Annotated in this window: 14 protein-coding genes; 5 read left to right on the top strand and 9 right to left on the bottom strand. The window is 50.2% G+C overall.

Translation table 11 applies throughout. From position 1 onward, the window contains the following. The 4 genes from cyoC to CF651_RS00445 all read right to left on the bottom strand — a co-directional run bounded on the left by cyoC (position 1) and on the right by CF651_RS00445 (position 4,136). Positions 1–615, bottom strand: coding sequence for a cytochrome o ubiquinol oxidase subunit III (gene cyoC / locus CF651_RS00460; RefSeq protein ID WP_094012871.1), 615 nt, complete (start codon positions 613–615; stop codon positions 1–3). Next, positions 615–2,588, bottom strand: a complete 1,974-nt coding sequence (locus CF651_RS00455) for a cbb3-type cytochrome c oxidase subunit I (protein WP_094012870.1) — start codon at positions 2,586–2,588, stop codon at positions 615–617. Before CF651_RS00455 ends, cyoC begins: the two co-directional genes overlap by 1 nt. A 23-nt stretch (positions 2,589–2,611) precedes the next feature. After that, a complete protein-coding gene (cyoA, locus tag CF651_RS00450) occupies positions 2,612–3,607 on the bottom strand; it encodes a ubiquinol oxidase subunit II (protein WP_094012869.1) in 996 nt (331 codons plus the stop codon). 253 nt (positions 3,608–3,860) lie between these two features. Further along, positions 3,861–4,136, bottom strand: coding sequence for a hypothetical protein (locus CF651_RS00445; protein ID WP_094012868.1), 276 nt, complete (start codon positions 4,134–4,136; stop codon positions 3,861–3,863). A gap of 394 nt (positions 4,137–4,530) precedes the next feature. Here CF651_RS00445 and CF651_RS00440 point away from each other — a divergent pair, with 394 nt between their 5' ends. Beyond that, a complete protein-coding gene (locus tag CF651_RS00440; protein ID WP_094012867.1) occupies positions 4,531–6,039 on the top strand; it encodes an S-layer homology domain-containing protein in 1,509 nt (502 codons plus the stop codon). A 156-nt stretch (positions 6,040–6,195) separates the two neighbouring features. Then, positions 6,196–6,582, top strand: a complete 387-nt coding sequence (locus tag CF651_RS00435) for a carboxymuconolactone decarboxylase family protein (protein ID WP_094012866.1) — start codon at positions 6,196–6,198, stop codon at positions 6,580–6,582. A gap of 112 nt (positions 6,583–6,694) precedes the next feature. On the opposite strand, the gene CF651_RS32710 is transcribed toward CF651_RS00435, so the two are convergent. The 5 genes from CF651_RS32710 to CF651_RS00410 all read right to left on the bottom strand — a co-directional run bounded on the left by CF651_RS32710 (position 6,695) and on the right by CF651_RS00410 (position 14,733). Further along, a complete protein-coding gene (locus CF651_RS32710) occupies positions 6,695–10,519 on the bottom strand; it encodes an S-layer homology domain-containing protein (RefSeq protein WP_094012865.1) in 3,825 nt (1,274 codons plus the stop codon). Between the two features lie 238 nt (positions 10,520–10,757). Further along, positions 10,758–11,177, bottom strand: coding sequence for a YkvA family protein (locus tag CF651_RS00425; RefSeq protein ID WP_179232629.1), 420 nt, complete (start codon positions 11,175–11,177; stop codon positions 10,758–10,760). After that, on the bottom strand, positions 11,159–12,484 hold the full coding sequence (locus tag CF651_RS00420) for an MATE family efflux transporter (protein ID WP_245855572.1): 1,326 nt from the start codon (positions 12,482–12,484) through the stop codon (positions 11,159–11,161). The genes CF651_RS00425 and CF651_RS00420 overlap by 19 nt, the downstream gene beginning before the upstream one ends. Before the next feature lie 97 nt (positions 12,485–12,581). Continuing rightward, positions 12,582–12,971, bottom strand: a complete 390-nt coding sequence (locus tag CF651_RS00415; protein WP_094012864.1) for a hypothetical protein — start codon at positions 12,969–12,971, stop codon at positions 12,582–12,584. An 88-nt stretch (positions 12,972–13,059) separates the two neighbouring features. Further along, positions 13,060–14,733 (bottom strand): PucR family transcriptional regulator, encoded by a 1,674-nt coding sequence (locus tag CF651_RS00410; RefSeq protein ID WP_179232628.1) that lies wholly within the window; start codon positions 14,731–14,733, stop codon positions 13,060–13,062. A 148-nt stretch (positions 14,734–14,881) separates the two neighbouring features. On the opposite strand from CF651_RS00410, the gene CF651_RS00405 reads away from it, so the two are divergent. From CF651_RS00405 to CF651_RS00395, 3 genes are read left to right on the top strand one after another with little or no spacing between them, the layout of a single operon-like run. Continuing rightward, a complete protein-coding gene (locus tag CF651_RS00405; RefSeq protein WP_425436168.1) occupies positions 14,882–16,267 on the top strand; it encodes an aspartate aminotransferase family protein in 1,386 nt (461 codons plus the stop codon). 53 nt (positions 16,268–16,320) lie between these two features. Then, on the top strand, positions 16,321–17,781 hold the full coding sequence (locus CF651_RS00400) for a CoA-acylating methylmalonate-semialdehyde dehydrogenase (protein WP_094012862.1): 1,461 nt from the start codon (positions 16,321–16,323) through the stop codon (positions 17,779–17,781). Positions 17,782–17,824: 43 nt separating this feature from the next. Beyond that, positions 17,825–18,757 (top strand): DMT family transporter, encoded by a 933-nt coding sequence (locus CF651_RS00395; protein WP_179232627.1) that lies wholly within the window; start codon positions 17,825–17,827, stop codon positions 18,755–18,757. The last annotated feature ends 206 nt before the right edge of the window (positions 18,758–18,963 follow it).

The raw sequence follows: 18,963 nt of genomic DNA, 5'->3' as shown, positions 1-18,963 counted from the left end.
TTACATCACCCCCATCAAATAGACGACCGTGAAGACGAAAATCCATACGACGTCCAAAAAGTGCCAGTACAAGCTGATGACATCGACTTTCCGTTTCGTAACAGGTGTGATGCCGTGTTTCTTCAGCTGAATCATCAATCCGATCATCCAGCATAGACCGAGCGATACGTGCAAACCATGCGTACCGACAAGTGTAAAGAAGGCGGACAGGAAGCCGCTTGTCGCGATAGTCGCCCCTTCGTTCGTCACCATGTGCACGAACTCGGTAACCTCTAAAGCGATAAAGGATGCGCCCAGCAGCGCGGTTACGGCCAACCAGCCGATCAGCTGGTTTTTGTTGCCCTTGTGCATGGCCAGTACGGCCAAACCGCTGGTGAAGCTGCTCGTCAGCAGGATGAACGTTTCCGCGATAATACCGGGTATTTGGAACAGCTCCTCGGCGGTAGGGCCGCCGGCTGTGTTGCCCCGCAGTACAATATAAGTGGCGAACAAGGTGCCGAATAAGATACAGTCTGTAATCAGGAATATCCAGAATCCGAATGTTTTGAGCGATTCGTGATCATGGTGCTCGTGCTCATGATGGTCATGCCCGTGCTGAGTTACCGCATGTGCCATTAGACCTTCGCCCCCCTTAGCTTTGCTTCTGTCTGTCTAATCTCATCTACCGGAATGTAATAGTCCGTATCGTAAGAGAACGAACGTACCAGCATGCAGATGAGGACACCGATCATCGATGGGATCGCCAGCCACAGCCAGCCCCATGTAAAGCCGAATCCGGCAAAGAACCAAAGAGCTGATTTAATAAATGGAATCGCTGAGTTTTTCGGCATATGGATCGGCTCCAACGGCGCCTGCGGCGCAGGTGCGATGCCTTTAGCGCGTTCTTCCTTCGTCTCCCACCAGTCATCGGTATGCTTCACTTGAGGCAGTACCGCAAAGTTGTACACCGGTGCAGGGGAAGGAATCGACCATTCCAGCGTGCGGCCGTTCCAGGCATCGCCAGTCACGTCGCGTTTGTTATGCTTAATGCTGTAAGCAATTTGCCATACTTGGAAAATGAACCCGATCCCCATCAAGAAACCGCCGACGGTGGATACCATGTTCAACGGGCCCCAGCCCATATCGAAATCGTACGAATACGTACGGCGTGTCATTCCATCAAGACCCAAGAAATATTGCGGCATGAAGCATACATAGAAACCGATGTTCCACAGCCAGAAAGCCCATTTGCCCAGGTGCTCGTTCAATGAGAAGCCGAACATTTTTGGCCACCAGTAGTACAGACCTGCGAAGTAACCGAAGGCAACGCCGCCGATCAACACTTGGTGGAAGTGAGCGATCAGGAAGTAGCTGTTATGGAACTGGAAGTCCGCCGGTGCAACCGAGAGCAGAACCCCGGTCATCCCGCCGATGACAAAGCACGGAATGAAGGCGACCGTCCACAGCATCGGAGTCGGATACGAAACCCGTCCGCGGAACATGGTGAACAGCCAGTTAAATATTTTCACCCCGGTCGGGATGGCAATGGCCATCGTCGTGATAGCAAAGAAGACGTTCACGTCTGCGCCGGAGCCCATCGTGAAGAAGTGATGCACCCAGGTGAAGAAGGAAAGGACGCTTATAATCAGCATGGCAAAAACCATTGATTTATAACCAAACAACTTTTTCTTCGAGAACGTAGCTACGACTTCGGAGAAAATACCGAATGCCGGTACGACGACAATGTACACCTCGGGGTGACCCCACATCCAGATCAGGTTGATATACATCATCGGATTCCCGCCGCCGGCAAGTGTAAAGAAGTGAGCGCCCATGAAGCGGTCCAGGAACAGCAATGCCAAGGTTACAGTCAAAATCGGGAAAGCGAAAATGATCATGATACAGCTGGAAAATACAGACCAGGTAAACATCGGCATTTGCATCATTTTCATGCCGGGAGTACGCATTTTGAGGATCGTGACGATAAAGTTGATCCCTGTTGCCAAGCTCCCGATACCGGAGATTTGAATGCCCCAGATGTAAAAGTTTTGTCCGACGCCCGGGCTATGAGACAGCTCGGAGAGCGGAGGATAAGCCAGCCAGCCTGCATCCGGCGATCCGCCGATGATGAAGGAGACGTTGAACAGCATGGCGCCCCAGAAGAACATCCAGAAGCTGAGCGAGTTCAAGAATGGATAGGCAACGTCGCGTGCGCCGATTTGCAAAGGTACGACAACGTTGAACAAACCGAACATGAGCGGCATCGCCATGAACAAAATCATGATAACGCCATGCGTCGTAAAGATTTGGTTGTAATGCTCCGGCTCCAGGAACTGGGCATTAGGCACCGCTAACTGAACCCGCATGAGCAGGGCGTCTACCCCGCCGCGGAACAGCATAAGAATAGAACATAAAATATACATAATACCGATACGTTTATGGTCAACCGTGGTAAGCCATTCGCGCCACAGCCAGCCCCATTTTTTGAAATACGTCAGCACGAACACGATGGCTACCATAGCAAGCGCGATACTAACCTGTGCGCCGAGAATCATCGGGTCGCCGGTAACGAAAAACCATGATGCAAAATCTTTAATAGCATCCAACATAGAAGTGCCCCCTTTCATGATGATTAATGTCCTGAATGATTCGTCATGTCCATTTTCATACTGCTATGGTCCATGCTAGTTTTTTTGCCTTCAGTCGATTTCGGTGCTTCTTGTTTCGGAGTTGTCTCCCCACCGCTGCCGGAACCATGATGAGCGTGTCCGCTGCCAGCCGTGTATTTCGTTACAATAAAGTTAAACAGTCCGTCCGGGAAAGCAGAGTAGAGCTCCTTGTTCGCTTTACCTGGAAGCGCCAATTGATTGTAGCCTTCCATCGTAAGCGGAGTGGCGGTTTGTTTCACGTCTTTGACCCAGTTATTGAACTGTTCGTCGGACGTGGCATGAACCTGGAATTTCATATCGGCAAAGTGCTCGCCGGAGAAGTTAGCGCCTGTACCGAAGTAATCGCCTTGCTCATCCGCTTGCAGGAACAAGGTCATCGCCATGCCGGACATCGTGTACATTTGGCCGCCCAGCTGCGGAATCCAGAACGAGTTCATCGGCGCATCCGAGGTCAGCTCGAATTTGATCGGCGTATCTTCCGGAATGGCGATGTAGTTCACCGTTGCAATGCCTTGATCCGGATAAGTGAACAACCATTTCCAGTCGAGGGACGTAGCTTGGATCGTAATCGGCTTTTTCTCGGAAACGATGGGTTTGGATGGTTCCAAAGCATACGTGTCACGAGCCGTTACAGCTGCCAGCGCAATGATGATAATGATCGGAATACTCCACCAAACGATCTCCATAGTTGTGCTGTGGGACCAGTTTGGCTTATAGGAAGCTTTATTGTCCGGCTTATCACGATACCGCCAAACAATATAAGCGGTCAGTATCAGAACGGGAACCAAAATAATGCCGCATAGAATGGATGCGGTAATGATGAGATCCCTTTGACCCGCCGCGATCGGGCCCTTCGGATCCATGACCATCATGGATTCCCCGCAGCCTGAGAGAAGAACGAGCATCAGCAGGAAAGCCAGCGGAGCCACAAATCGTGCAGCCTTTTTCGTTAATCGCATGTAATATCATCTCCTCAAGTTCTCTGAACGCTCGGATCTCATGTGAAATATGGAACGTTCTTATCTATTTCTTAAGATAACAGATATTAAACGAGATTTCGCTGCTGTTAACAAATACGTCAAGGTTTCGTCTTTTTTCTGTAAAATAAAGTTCACGAAAAAGATGATTATTAATTTTTGGCAAACAAAAACCCCTCTAAGATTCAATCTTAAAGGGGTTTCATGGTAAAAACCTGTATGGTCTTGTCAAATATTAGAGTTGGATGTCGTCCGAGTCCGATTGCTGCATCCGGGAATGGACGAGGTGGATGGCTGTGCGGATAACATAAATGAAGACGCTGCCCACCAAAAAGCCGAGTCCCACCATGAGCGATGGATTGCGGTCGCTAAAATGTTGAACATTGGATAGACACAGCAGGATACCGATCGTAAGAATAGACCATGCTGCTCCTGTCATCCAGTTAACTAAACGTTGTACATCCCTCTCATTGTGACGTACGCTGCTGACAGTTACGGTTTTCGTCGTCATAATGATCACTTCCGTTTCCTTTGTAAGTGTTTTCTTTTTCTTAGTATAGCACACTTTGCAAGTTTTGTTCAAGGAATGTTCAATATTTGATCGAAATTCAGACAAATTTGGGTGAAGGTACAAGGTTGAGTAACCCTGCTTCTAATTTACCCTGTTCAGAAGCGAATCATTCAAGTCAGCAAGCCTTCCAGACCGCTCACACTGATCGATATTCCTTCCTTCCGGGATCCGATTGTAATCGATGCACTGGCAGCGGGGATCGAAGCAAGCGTTGAATTTTTAAAATTGTTCATGTTCATTTTAGAAATTGTTAATATGTTGTTTCGAGGCTGTTTATTTCTCTCCTCTATGATAAAGGTACAGGCAACAACAACCCATGAGGAGGAATAATGGAATGAAACGACATCATAAAAAAGCAGCCGCCCTGATGGTGGCCGCAGTCCTGGGGCTCACCTCCCTGCCTTACGCCGTAATGAATGTTCAGGCGGCAGGCAATGATAAGGAAACCGCAGCTGTTTCCTCGGAATTATCGAATCAAGCTATCGAAGCCGCTGTAACTGCATTGTCTGAGCTCGGCATTTTACATGGCTATGAGGATCAATCGATGCGTCAGCAAAATCAAGTAACGCGCGCCGAAATTGCCAAAATGGTCGCCTTGACCTTTAAATTGCAAGGACAAGCTAAAAGTACTGCAGCCCTTACAGATGTGGACGCCCATGCTTGGTATTACAGCTATGCATCGCAGTTAGTAGGGCTTGATATTATGCAGGCGCCGGATGGGAAATTTAATCCGAATGGACTTGTAACGGATGCTGAATTGGTACAGATCGTAGCTAAGGCACTCAAACGCGATGTCAAATCCGTCAACTACTGGATGGAAAAGTTTTATTCGGCCAACAGCAACGTGTCCCGCGGCGAGGCTGCTTATTTGCTGAAGACGGCGCATGAAGCCATCTCTTCGGAGAAAGCGAGAGTAACCAGCGTGAAAGCATTGAATGCCATCACATTGATCGTGACCTTCGACGCTCCTCTGACCGGCACGGATGAGGCGTTTGATAAAGCCAAAGCGGACTTCGCATTCAACGATGGTTTGACCTTGACGAATATGCCGCGCTTGAAAACCGGCTCCATCGCAACCTATATCGTGCCTACATCCGTGCAAAAAGCGGGTGCTTCCTATGAGTTGAGCTACAAAGGTCAAAAGGCCGGCGCATTCACAGGCAGCGATATCAAGCTCGATATGACTCAGCCGACACAGGTGACGAGCGATACGTTTGAGATTGAATCGTTGAAAGCCAATGGAGTGGTCGATTACGGTTATGTCATCTCCGCCTACAGCGGCGGTCGCGGCGCCAACGCCTTCGTATTGGATGAGAACAACCAGGCGAACGGGACGACATATCAGGTGATTTCCTCGATGCAGGCTCGTCAAGTCACGATTACACCGGAAGGCGGGCAGCCGATCGTAGCCAAGTATGTGCCTTTCACGCAGTCTACGGACGGGAAGCAGGAGCCGAAATTCCGTATGCCTGAAGGGCAAGTCCTCACACCTGGTGTGAAATATACCGTCACCTCGGATTGGGCGAACGTGGCCAACTCCAGCTTTGTCGCCAAAGCATTTGACGCATTGCAGCTTACCGGAGCGGAAGCCGTCAGCGATTCCTCTATTAACGTGACGTTAGCGCAGGATCCGGGCGATGAGCTGTTCTCCGGCCGCAGCGTGACCTTGACGGCACCGAACGGGGAAAAGCTGACAGCGAGCTACAAATATCAAAGCCGCAAGGGTGCGGTCGGGGTGTTCGATATTCAGCAAAACGGCAAGCTGACGGCGGGTACGACGTACACGGTAACCCCGGTTGGGAATTGGGCAACCGCAGCCAATGTGCTGCTGACAGCGAAGTAAGAATAGGCTTGTGGAAGACTAAGACTGCCTTCACGTTGTTTTTTGTGGAGGCGGTCTTTTGTTATTTTTTAATAAAAAACCTCTTGCGTTAGAGCGCGCTCTAAGATGTAGCATCTAGCTATGCAGCTGCTATTTACTATATTTGGAGGGATTAGAATGACGACAACGGAACGTTATGAGCGCGGTTGGGAGAAGCTGAGACAAATTGACGGAGAAGCGGGGCCGAATGTGGTCGAGTCCTTAAAGGACATTGCTCCGGATCTGGGGAAATATGTGGTGGAATTCGCCTTTGGGGATGTATATTCCAGGGAGGGCTTGGATTTAAGGCAGAGGGAGCTTGTCTCGATATCGACCTTGGTTACCCAAGGGGGATGCGAGCCGCAGCTGCAAGTTCACATTCATGCGGGGTTAAATGTAGGGCTTTCTCCGCAAGAGATTGTGGAGGCGATTACTCACTGCCTGCCGTACGTCGGCTTCCCGCGGGTACTCAATGCGATGTTTACGGCTAAGCAGGTGTTTCAAGAACGTAAAGTAACCGTATGAAAAAAAGGCCATGCATCAACAGGGATGAATGTACCAGTGTTGATGCATGGCCTTTAGATTTGTGCCTTGTCGTCTTAAAGGCGGCAAGGCCGTTTATCCATTAATGAAGGAATTAAATCAGATCAGACTTTTGAAGCAAACGTTGAATAATCACTGCAACCTCGGCTCTCGTGATGTAAGCGCCCGCTGCAAGCTCTGTGCCGCTTCTTCCGGCTACAATGCCGGACTGGACGCTATCCGCGATGCCGTTCTTGGCCCAACCGGATGCGTTAGCTGCATCTGTGTACGGGCGAAGCGTTTCGTCCGCCGATTGGCTCGGAAGCTTCGACTTCAGGTTCGTGATCGTCATCGCTTTGGCAACAATGACCATGGCCTGTTCACGGGTGATGCGGTCGTTCGGACGGAACGTTCCGTCCTCGAAGCCGTTAATCAGCTGATACGCATAGGCTGTATGGATTGCACCGTTGTACCAATCTGCCGTATTCACGTCGGAGAAGGGCGAGGCTCCATTTTCTGGCTTGAGCCCTAAGCCGCGAACGAGAATTGCCGCAAATTCAGCACGGGTAATATCCCGGTCCGGACTGAATAGACTATCGCCTGTTCCATCAATGATCATCCGGGAGCCCATATCGTTCGCCGTATTTTTGGCCCAGTGATTCGAGACATCTTTGAATTCCAGCGGGTGCCACACGATAGCGTATGTGCTGTTTGTCAAGCTGCTGACTTTCGCGTAATACTTGCCGTCGATGGCAACAATTTTGGTAGGCACGTGGCGAACAGTGCCATCCGGATCCACAACGGTACCTGTTGTTATTTTGTTCGGATCCACCTCTGCCGGAAGGGCGATGGTGCGTTCTACATAAGCACTGAATGCTGAAGCCTCGGTCGATGTGCCGCCATAAACAGCACGGATCGTAAAGTCAACCGGCGGAACAACGAGCGTGAACGTTCCTTTTGCGGCTGCATGCTCAGCCATTTGTATGGTACCGGCCGTCGGTTCGGCAATTTCGATCTGAAGCTTGATATCTTGCAGAGCGACTGATTTTCCGAGTTTATCCGATAAAGAGGCGATGTTGATTTGCTGTGCAGGCAGCGTATAAGCTGCTTGATCTGTTTTTAATACCAGAATGGCTTGCTTGTCTTCCATGCTTTTAATCATTTGACCGGTGAGCTCGGCAATGACAACGTCGGATTGGCTATAAACAGGAATTGTGACGGTAGCATGCTGGCCTTCGGCTGCGAGTTTTTCTTCCAGCTTCGCCCGGTCCACAATAATGGTAGTTACGGATTGCTCATTGCGCTTGGATGTCACCGCAGTGCCTGCACTTTCCGCTTTGCCGTTAACCAGAATATCTACACCGGTCGTGTCGGGTTCAGCTGCATCCGTCGGTGTGGAAGGCTGCGATGTGCTGCTGCTTCCCCCATGGTTGGATCTTGATGCTGGCACGACCGCATTAGATTCGGCAGAAGGCGTACTGCTTCCAAGTCCGTTCATCGCCGTCACTGTAAAGGTATAACTCAAGCCATTCGTTAATCCAGTGACCGTGATGGGACTTTCCGTACCTGAAATGACAAGGTTGCCAGGCAAGGCTGTCACCGTGTACCCCGTAATGGCACTTCCGCCATTGTCCGTCGGAGGGGTAAAGGTGATTACAGCCAGTCCGTTCCCGGCAACGGCCGTGACGTCAGCAGGTGCAGCCGGAACCGTCGCAGGCGTAGCGCTCGCCTCGTTGGAATTGCCGCTTAAGCCGCCAAGGTTGCCCGCTCTTACTACAAAGGCATAGGTCGTTCCATTGATCAGGTTCGGAATCGTATAAGTAGTATAGGTTACGTTCGTTACGGTCGCCAGGCTGAATTGGCCTCCAGGGGAATCCATATAAATACTGTAATAGGTTGCTCCGGTTACACTGCTCCAGTTCAAAGTCACTTGTTTGCTGCCGGCGGCAGCCGTTAAATGGACAGGGGCAGGCAGGGACGGCACGGTCACAATTTTTGTGGGTGCGCTGATCACACCGTTGATGCTCTGTACGGCATAATAGGAGTGGGTTGCGGCCAATCCGTCAAATCGTACCGTTCCGGATCCCATAGCAGTTGGATTGCTCGATATTTCAAGACCGGTGTACTCATACAGCGTTACGTGTGCTCCCGGGTATATATTGCTAACGTCGACGCGGCCGATATCTGTACTGGCAGCAGGGGTCCTGAGGCTAGCTGACACAAAGCTGGAGTTCTGACTCTCTTCGCCGTTCACTGTTTGGGTTACATAATAACCGAGGCTATTCGGCTCCACATTTGGGAAGATGTAAGTGGAAGCTGTAACCGAAGGCTCAGTAGCCTTCAACGTGCCGTTGGTCAGATACAGCTTCAAGGTTGCACCCGAAGTGAAGCTGCTGACGCTGATGCTTTCTTCGCCGTTCGCAGCTGTCGGCGCATCCGGCATCGCTGGAAGTATGGTTACGAAGTTGGAGTTGACACTGGATACGCCGTTGATGCTTTGTATGGCATAATAGGTGCTTCTTGCAGCCAATCCGCTAAAGCGAACCGTTCCGTTGCCTTGATCCGCAGGAGAAATCGACAGGGGATTGCCCCCGAGATCATACAGCGTGACTACAGCACCCGGATACACGTTACTGACATCGACATGACCGATGCCCACGCTAGCCGCTGGTGTCCGAAGGCTGGCAGCAGCAAAGTTGGAGTTGACGCTCTCTTCTCCGTTTACTGTCTGGGTGACGTAGTAGCCGAGGCTGTTCGGCTCGACATTCGGGAAGATGTAAGTGGAAGTTGTAACCGAAGGCTCAGTAGCCTTCAGCGTGCCGTTGGTCAGATAGAGCTTCAAGGTTGCGCCTGAAGTGAAGCTGCTGACGCTGATGCTTTCTTCGCCGTTCGCAGCTGTCGGCGCATCCGGCACCGCTGGCAGTACCGTTGCAAAGCTGGAGTTGACGCTGCTCACCCCATTGATGCTTTGAATGACATAATACGTGGTTCTTGCCGTTAATCCGCTGAATCGGTACGTACCATTGCCTTGATCCGCAGGTGTGCTCGGTATAGAATGACCGTCTGCGTCATATAGCGTAATGGCCGCTCCCGGATAGATGTTGCCTGCGTCTATGTATCCGATGCCGCCACTGGCGGATGGCGTTCGCAGACTCGCAGCAGCAAAGTTGGAGTTGACGCTTTCTTCACCGTTTACTGTCTGGGTAACGTAGTAGCCGGGGCCGTTCGGCTCGACATTCGGGAACGTGTAGGTTGCAGCTGTGACCGAAGGCTCTGTTGCTTTTAGCGTACCGTTGGTCAAGTACAGCTTCAAGGTAGCACCTGAGGTAAAGCTGCTGACGCCGATGCTTTCTTCGCCATTCGCTGCCACAGGTGCATCCGGTATGGCCGGCAGTACCGTTACGAAGCTGGAGTTGACGCTGTTCACCCCATTGATGCTTTGAATGACGTAGTAGGTCGTTCTAGCGGTCAACCCGCTGAATCGATACGTTCCGTTGCCTTGATCCACAGGGGTGCTTGAGATCGTATGCCCGCCAAGATCATACAGCGTAACCGTGGCACCGGGATACACGTTGCTGGCGTCCACGTAGCCGATGCCTGCAGTGGCGGAAGGCGTTCGCAGACTTGCCGAGACGAAGGGGGAGTTGGCGCTTTCTTCAAGACCAACGGTCTGAGTCACGTAATAGCCGAGACTGTTCGGCTCGACATTCAGGAAGGTGTACGTCGGACCGGCAACCGAGGCTTGTGTAGCCTTTAACGTGTTATCGGTCAGGTACAGTTTCAAGGTTGCGCCCGAAGTAAAGCCGCTGACGCTGATGCTTTCTTCGCCGTTCGCCGCTAAGGGATTGCTGATCGCGGCAGAAGCTGTGTTTGTAAAGGTCGCACTGCCAACAAATACAAATGCGGTACAAAGCCATAAAATAAACAATTTTTTTATCATAAAATCCTCCTTTTAAGGTGTAATCGCAGGCATCGGTGTTGTGATGATAGATGATAGAATAGATACATGAAAATAATAGCATAAAATGTCGATAATAAGCCTAAAGTCCTTGTAAAATAATGAAAATATACAGCAAAGTTCATGAATTTTATAAAATTTTACCTATATCGAGCTATTTGTGCAAAAAAAGAGTCAAGAGACTCCTCCGGGCCTCTGACTCTTTCAAGTTCTGTTATATCTATCGAAGCACCCAATTTTTATAAACATACATAGAAATCCACACACCGGCCAAAACCCAGATCAGGATGAACAAGGCAGCCGTAAACCAGTTCTTCGGTCTGCTTTGAAGTTCTTGTGCTCGGGCCCGGTTGCCCTCAATCACTTCTCTTGGAATCATCTTGAGCGCGAGGTAAATCCCTAACGGGACGAGTATCAAATCGTCTACATAGCCGAGGATGGGGATAAAGTCAGGAATAAGGTCGATCGGGCTGAACGCATAAGCCACAACGCACAACACAAAAAGCTTGGCGTACCATTTGACCCTCGGATCGCTATAGGATAAATACAAAACGATCAAATTCGACTTGAGCTGCTTTGCTTTTTGCTTGAAATTCGTTAGAATGGCGGATTCTCCTCTCGTTATACACTGCGGATCCATTGAAATGTACGATACCGGCGCCACAACAGGATGGCCCGGACATAATTATCTAATCCGATTGCGATCCAAACCCCCATCAGACCCAACCCAAAGTACACGCCCAGCAGGTACACTCCCGCTGTTCGAATAAGCCAAATCCCTGCCGCGGTAACGTACATCGGATATTTGGTGTCTCCGCCTGCCTGCAGGACAGAAGTCAGGGAGGTGACAACGGCCGTGGCCGGCTGTGTCAACGTATCGATGCCCAATACTGTCACGATAAGGAGGATGACGGCGTGGTTGTCTGTAAACAGCCTTGCCGTCAACGGTGCGCTGGCAAACAAAAGGAAGAGGATGAAAGTCATGATGAGCATCTGGAGAGAAACGGATGCTTTGCTGTACAGCTTCACCGACTGCATATCCCGCGCGCCGAGCTGCTGCCCGATCAGTGCCGACGTGGCTGTGGCAATGCCGCCGCCGATAATCGTCGAAAATAATGTGAAATTGCCGGCCAGTGTATGGGCGGAATAGATTTCGACACCCATGCGGATAATCATGCCGAAATATATGACTTGACCGAACCGCATGAACAAGCGCTCTAAAGCGGCAGGGAAGCCGAGCCGTATCAGAGACCTCAGGATGTCCCGGTTCACCTTCCATACCTTAGCCTTCCAGGCTACCAGGCTCCGCTTGTGCAGGTACCAAAGCAGTAGAAGGACGCCGATGACTCGGGCACATACTGTAGCAACGGCTGCTCCGACGATACCGAATCCATGAAAGAACAGGCCGAACATGAGTACGTAATCCAGCAAAATATGCACGACGTTCATTAGGAGGCCGACTTTCATCGGTGTTCTCGTATCGCCGGTTCCTCTGAATAACGCTCCGAGCGTATACATCATGGCAATGAACAGGGAGGGGGTTGCTACGATACGGAAATAGGTGGTGCCAGAGTCCATGACCTCCGGGCCGGCGCCCATTAGTTGTAAAATCTGCTCCGCGAAGCAAAAGGATACGACGCCGAACAGGCAGCCTATAAGGCCTGTCAGCAGGATGGCGTTAGAGCAAATTCTCATGACCTGCTCCCGGTTGCCTTCTCCGCAGGAGCGGGACACGAGGATGGTCGAGCATGCAGCCATAGCCAGGAATACGGCAAAATAAATTTGCAGCATCGTATTGGCGATACCGACTGCCGCCACTTCGTGCAGTCCAAGCTGAGACAGGAATAATGTGTCTACGAAGCCGACCATGCTTTGAAGGAAGTTTTCCACTATGGCCGGGACTGCCAGAACGAGGATGGCCTTCCAGCTGGAAAGGATGTTATTCAAGAATCGATCGCCGCCCTACATCAATGTATACATAAGTATACAGCAGGTGGAGTGGGTTGGTATAACTCAGTTTGAGGCCGTATGCTGTCGTTGGATTTCAACTTTGTGCCGGATATGCAAACGCAGTGACCCCAATCTGCAGCGCATCTTCGTAAACAATCGTCCCGGGGGGCTTGTTGGCGACCGATTTAATGATTTCTACGCTATACTTTTCAGCTAGATCAAAGAATGGTTGTAAATTGTTGATCATGTGCCGGGTTGACTCGTTGTCCTTGAACCATGTCACTGCCCGTATGGAGTTATTGAGATCATCGTAGTAGGGGGGATTGGGCAGGTGTTCCTCAAACCAGTTAACGGTCGTTTCGTACAGCTGGAGGTCGAGGGACGACAATTTTCCATCACGCTTAAGAAAATAAATGACCGCAAATATACCGTAAGGCTGGTTTGTAAATGGGCTTATAGCTTTTCCATGAAATCTTATGAACATTACTGTGCACCTCCTGGTGAAGCAGGTTGTGGTTGTGATATTCGATTTATCGCTTCCTGTACTGTGATGATGACTTCGGACTCAAGCGTTATTCAGAGCTGCTTTCCTTTCCTAACAGATCATAGGCACGCAGGGCTATCTCGAGACAAATCCGATTGTCCGGCCGCAAGTAGTTTTCGCCCAGCAGCTCCTCCAATTTTTCCAGCCTATGGTAAAGGGTTTGCCGATGAATGAACAGTTGTTCGGCAGTTTCCTGCTTGGCCCCCATGCATGAGAGAAATTTATCCAGCGTTTCCAATAAGCTTGAATGGTTCCGCTTATCGTACTCGATAACGTCCCCCAAATGATACGTTACAAAATAGGAAAGCTGCTGTACATCGGACATTCCCTTGAATAATTGATAAATGCCTATTTCTTCATAGAATGGACTTGTCTGCGCGTCAGGCAGCTTCCGGGCTACCGACAGCGCGTCGAACGCTTCTTTAAAGCTTTGGGACGTATGTACAAGCTGCTCTTTCATAAGCCCAAATCCCGACCGGATGCGAATGTGCTTCGATAAATTATGCTTGATCGCGTTTTGTAACTGTTCCAGCGTTTTTAAGAGCGGTTCCTTTAAGATCGTGGGGGAGACGGCGGAAGCGAACGATTCCCGGATACAGAGCAAGTAAATTTGGTTATTTTTGGACAAAACCAGGTTATATATGCCATTTTTCGACAATAGCGAACGAAGCAGGACGACAATATCTTGGTTTTTGGCTTCGAGTTCCTCTTCATCGATAATCAGACTGTGCTCGATTTCGATTATGCCGGCTATAAACAGATACTTGCCTTTGTTTAGAGGACGAAGTCCGATTCGTGCCATTGCTTGTTCTTCGTTTTCGACCTTGTACTGGAGAATGTCGTTGATCAGTTGGGTATGGTTTTCCGATGTTTTTTGCTCGAGAAAAAGCTTGCGCAGTAAAATATGGGCTACGGCTTTACCTGCGTAATCAAGCAGCAGGACCATGTAATCCGTCGGTGCCTGATCGTGCACAATGATGCCGACATGGGATAAGGTTTGACCTAAGCAAATGACAGGCTGGGAAACGATGGTCTTTTTCTCGTTAATGGTCAGTAATGAATTTTCCGGTGAGGAGGACGGATTGCTGTCTACTTCGAAACGGTACCGTGCGATCAGGTCCTGGGCGATCTTGGGTGAAACGGAAGGGGAGAAGATAGGCTTGTCGATCAAAGAATAATAGATGACTTGGGCCGAAGTATGCTCATGCAGCAGCCGGAGAATGGCTTGAATATTCGTCGATTCCAAGGTCAATTGCTGGAGTTTGCGGGAAAATAATTCAAGGTCCTTTAGAATCTGATACTGCTTGTTGATCAGCAGGGCATGGATATCCTGCGTAATGTCGACAAACCGGACTGGCGTCTCGAAAACGATTAGCGGAAAGTCATGCTGCTCCGCCAAATCGATCATATCCTGCGGTACGGAAGGCAAATAAGGCCCAAGTTCAATGCATAAACCGGCCGCTTTTTGGTTGATCAGCTCCTGCAGGTACATCATGCGGATTTCGGTATGCTCGTGGATGCCGAGTCCGGTGGTAAGGATGAGGTCGTGTTGATTCGTGAAAAGCTTGGCATTCGTGATCTCCAGAATGTGAATCCACCCGACGCTGCGTGTAATCCCTTTGTTTCCGGCGATCAGTTTGGCTTGCAGAAACAAGGGGCGTTGTAAAATATCACGTACCGTAAGCGTTTGTTCGCTTTTCACTACAATCTCCTCCAAACGGGCGTTTAAGGTTGGTTTTACATATTGTAACTACATTTAAGGTCAACATCAATCATTTTGTATGATGAAAAGAACCCGTATCCGAGATACCATGTGAGTATTAAATCTAGGTTTAAAGGCGGTTATGTGCATGGGAGAACATCAAGTGGAAGCAATGAATCAAATCGATGCTCCGGGTTTAGACAAGGAAACGCTGCTGGAAAAAGATCGTCAGTATGTTTGGCATCATATTTCGCCTCATAACCCGAACCCGATGATCATTACGTCAGGGGAAGGCAGTTGGATTACTGATATTGATGGGCAGCGTTACTTCGACGGGATGTCGGGCTTGTGGTGTGTCAATGTCGGACATGGGCGGGAGGCGATTGCCGATGCGGCCGCAGCGCAGATGAAGACGCTGGCTTATTATCCGTTAATGCAAAGTCATCTTCCGGCGATTCAATTGTCGGAGAAGGTGAACGAATGGCTGGGCGGCGGGTTCCGGATCTTTTATTCCAATTCCGGCTCGGACGCCAATGAGGTAGCTTTCAAGATCGCCCGCCAGTATCACCATCAGAACGGAGAACCGTCCCGGTACAAATTTATTTCTCGGCACCGTGCCTACCACGGGAATTCAATGGGCGCTTTGGGAGCAACCGGCCAAGCCCAACGGAAACTAAAATATGAGCCGCTCAGTACGGGGTTTCAGCATATTGCGCCGCCGTATTGCTACCGCTGTCCCTTTGGCAAAAATGATAAAAGCTGTCATATGGAATGTGCGCAGGCTTACGATGATGTGATTAACTGGGAGGGCGCGGAATCCGTGGCAGGGATCATTCTGGAGCCTGTGATTACCGGGGGAGGTGTGCTCGTTCCGCCGCAGGAATATTTGGCTTCGGTCCGGGAAATATGCGATAAACACGGTGTTCTTATGATCGTGGATGAGGTGATTTGCGGATTCGGACGATCCGGCAAACGTTTCGGCCATCAGAACTTTGGCGTTAAACCGGATATCGTTACGATGGCAAAAGGAATTACGAGCGCCTATTCCCCGCTTTCGGCAACGGCCGTAAGGGAAGAGCTGTATGAAAAGTTTACAGGTTCCGGGGCCGACTCGCATTTTCGCCACGTCAATACGTTCGGAGGAAATCCGGTTTCCTGTGCGGTGGCATTGAAAAACCTGGAGATCCTTGAGGATGAACGATTAGTGGAACGTGCGGCCGCTTTGGGTGAGGCGCTGCGCCGGAAGCTGGAAGTGCTGGAGGAGCACCCGAATGTAGGGGATATCCGCAGTTTTGGCTTCATTGCCGGGATCGAAATGGTTGAAGATAAGGAAAGCAAGATTCCCGCATCGGCGGGCAAAGTAATGCAGGTCATTGCCGAATGCAAAAAGCGCGGTTTGCTTATAGGGAAGAATGGCGACACGGTGCCGGGGTTTAACAACATTTTGACATTAAGTCCGCCCTTTGTGACAACCGACGAGGAACTGGACTTTATAGTAAATACGCTAGTGGAAGCTTTCGCAACGTTAGCTTAATGAGCGAAATGTGATACGGAAACGACTGCTGAATCCGAGAGGGGAAATGATCAATGTCAATCTCAACCCAAGTAACCAGGCTCAAAAATTATATAGGCGGTCAATGGCTCGAATCGAGCTCCGGGCAGCAGGAGGCTGTGGTCAACCCGGCAACGGAGGAAGTGTTGGCCTATGTTCCGATATCCAATCGGGCGGATTTGGAGCAAGCGGTTGCTGCGGCGAAGGAGGCTTTTCAAGTATGGGGGAAAACGCCGGTCCCCAAAAGAGCGCGTACGCTCTTTAAATATCAGCAGCTGCTGCATGATCACTGGGAGGAGCTGGCCCGGCTGATCACTGTCGAGAACGGCAAAAGCTATGAGGAAGCCTACGGGGAAGTGCAGCGTGGCATCGAGTGCGTGGAGTTTGCCGCAGGTGCCCCCAGCCTGATGATGGGGAAGCAGCTCCCGGATATTGCGACGAATATCGAGTCCGGTATGTATCGCTATCCGATCGGCGTCGTGGGAGGCATCACGCCATTTAATTTCCCTATGATGGTTCCATGCTGGATGTTCCCTTTAGCTATTGCGTGCGGCAATACCTTTGTTATGAAGCCATCGGAGCGTACTCCGCTGCTGGCGATGAGGCTGGCCGAGCTTTTCGCTGAAGCGGGTCTGCCGGCAGGCGTATTGAACATCGTGCACGGTGCTCATGATGTAGTGAACGGACTGCTGGAGCATCCGGATGTAAGGGCCATCTCCTTCGTCGGCTCGCAGCCTGTTGCGGAGTATGTGTATAAAACGGCCGCAGCCCACGGGAAACGCGTGCAAGCGCTGGGCGGTGCGAAAAATCATTCCATCGTGATGCCGGATGCGGATTTGGGCCAGGCCGTGCAACAGATTGTGAATGCGGCATTCGGCTCGGCGGGCGAAAGGTGTATGGCGGCTTCGGTGGTCGTTGCGGTCGGCGATGTTGCCGAAAACTTAATCGACCAGCTGAAGAAAGCAGCCGATGGGCTAAGTATCGGGAACGGATTAGAGCAAGGCATTTTCCTTGGCCCTGTCATTCGTGAGTCGCATAAGCAAAGGACGGTCAAATATATTGAAACCGGGGAAGCCGAAGGGGCGGTACTTGTCCGGGATGGGCGGAAGGATACCGCCTATGAGGATAAAGGCTATTTTGTAGGACCTACGCTCTTTGACCGGGTGACAGCAGAGATGTCCATTTGGAAGGACGAGATTTTCGCGCCGGTTCTTTCCATCGCCCGTGTCGAAACGCTGGCCGAAGCGGTGGAGCTGAGCAATCAGTCGCCGTTTGCAAACGGGGCTTGCATATACACGAAGAACGGAAGTCATGTGCGCTATTTCCGTGAAAATATAGAGGCCGGCATGCTTGGCGTAAACTTGGGCGTACCAGCGCCTATGGCTTTCTTTCCATTCTCAGGGTGGAAAAATTCGTTTTATGGGGACCTTCATGCGAACGGACAGGACGGTGTTGAATTTTTCACCCGAAAAAAGATGATCACCGCTCGTTGGTAAGAAAGACAGCTTGAACTGTGCAAGGAAATGAATGAGGTGTCTTATGCGAAATATGTTAGTTTACGCAGCGCTTATCGGATCAGCTTTGTTTTGGGGTGCGAATTTTAATTTGGGCAAGCTGGCCATCGATGTCATGGATCCGATGAGTGTTATTGCGTGGAGGTTTGTCTTAGCATCGTTTTGTATGCTGCTGTTATTCTGGTTTAAGGAACGGCCATCCTGGAGCGGGATTCGTCCCTACTTAGCCAAGTATGCGCTGATTGGATTGATAGGTGTGTTTGGTACTAATGCGCTGGTATTCGCCGGTCTGAAGCATACCTCCTCTATTAATGCCGCATTAATTACGGCAACGAATCCATCCGTTACGGTCATTTTATCCGTATGGCTCCTTAGAGAAAAAATCGCTGTACGGCAAATGGCAGGGATCGTAATTTCCTTCCTGGGGGTTTTGTTTGTTATCACCGGGGGCTCCTTGGCCATGCTGCGTGCCATCTCGGTCGGAGATTTGATGGTATTTATCGGCAACGCTTCTTGGGCCGTTTACGGAGTTTTGGGGAGAAAGCTGCTGTCACAGAGCACACCGCTCGCCACCAGCGCGATTACGATGCTTGCCGGCTCTCTCTGCTTGCTGCCCTTTATCCGGCTTTCGCATGCGGAAGCTGGGGCCGGATATGTTCTGCAAATGTGGTTAGCCATCGGGTGTATGGCTATCTTCGGGACTTTCATGGCTTACTTATGGTGGAACTGGGGCATTTCGCGTATTGGCACCAATCGGACTGCCGTGTTTTTTAATCTGGTCCCCATTTCGACAATGCTCATCACTTTGCTTAGCGGCGGGACTATTGTTTACAGTCAATCCCTTGGTGTCATTATTGTTATTATCGGCGTGGTCCTATCTACCTGGAAACCCGATCCGGTCGGCTCGGTTCATACAGTTCATCGTCTGCAAACAGAAATCGGCAAGGGCGGCAAATAGCTGCCCTTGCCGATTTTTCTCATTTTTTGCGGCCGAGTTTTCCTGAAGGCCATTCAATGTACACAATGCAACAAAATATAGTAATTCTATAGTACATTTAGTATATTTTTAAACAGAAAAAATGTTATATAATATATACATTGGATGTGAATTATAAATGAAAAATCCCAAAATTTTGTCTTGGAAAGCTGGAAACAAGGGGAGGT

It is taken from the genome of Paenibacillus rigui, from assembly GCF_002234615.1.
Taxonomy (GTDB): domain Bacteria; phylum Bacillota; class Bacilli; order Paenibacillales; family NBRC-103111; genus Paenibacillus_S; species Paenibacillus_S rigui.
Note: the sequence above shows the minus strand (reverse complement) of the source record. Positions and strands in the feature narration are given on the sequence as shown.

What these genes read in the sequence shown, in the direction of transcription:
- cyoC (WP_094012871.1), bottom strand. Translation starts at nt 615, where the DNA reads ATGGCACATGCGGTAACTCAGCACGGGCATGACCATCATGAGCACGAG.
- CF651_RS00455 (WP_094012870.1), bottom strand. Translation starts at nt 2,588, where the DNA reads ATGTTGGATGCTATTAAAGATTTTGCATCATGGTTTTTCGTTACCGGC.
- cyoA (WP_094012869.1), bottom strand. Translation starts at nt 3,607, where the DNA reads ATGCGATTAACGAAAAAGGCTGCACGATTTGTGGCTCCGCTGGCTTTC.
- CF651_RS00445 (WP_094012868.1), bottom strand. Translation starts at nt 4,136, where the DNA reads ATGACGACGAAAACCGTAACTGTCAGCAGCGTACGTCACAATGAGAGG.
- CF651_RS00440 (WP_094012867.1), top strand. Translation starts at nt 4,531, where the DNA reads ATGAAACGACATCATAAAAAAGCAGCCGCCCTGATGGTGGCCGCAGTC.
- CF651_RS00435 (WP_094012866.1), top strand. Translation starts at nt 6,196, where the DNA reads ATGACGACAACGGAACGTTATGAGCGCGGTTGGGAGAAGCTGAGACAA.
- CF651_RS32710 (WP_094012865.1), bottom strand. Translation starts at nt 10,519, where the DNA reads ATGATAAAAAAATTGTTTATTTTATGGCTTTGTACCGCATTTGTATTT.
- CF651_RS00425 (WP_179232629.1), bottom strand. Translation starts at nt 11,177, where the DNA reads ATGGATCCGCAGTGTATAACGAGAGGAGAATCCGCCATTCTAACGAAT.
- CF651_RS00415 (WP_094012864.1), bottom strand. Translation starts at nt 12,971, where the DNA reads ATGTTCATAAGATTTCATGGAAAAGCTATAAGCCCATTTACAAACCAG.
- CF651_RS00405 (WP_425436168.1), top strand. Translation starts at nt 14,882, where the DNA reads ATGGGAGAACATCAAGTGGAAGCAATGAATCAAATCGATGCTCCGGGT.
- CF651_RS00400 (WP_094012862.1), top strand. Translation starts at nt 16,321, where the DNA reads ATGTCAATCTCAACCCAAGTAACCAGGCTCAAAAATTATATAGGCGGT.
- CF651_RS00395 (WP_179232627.1), top strand. Translation starts at nt 17,825, where the DNA reads ATGCGAAATATGTTAGTTTACGCAGCGCTTATCGGATCAGCTTTGTTT.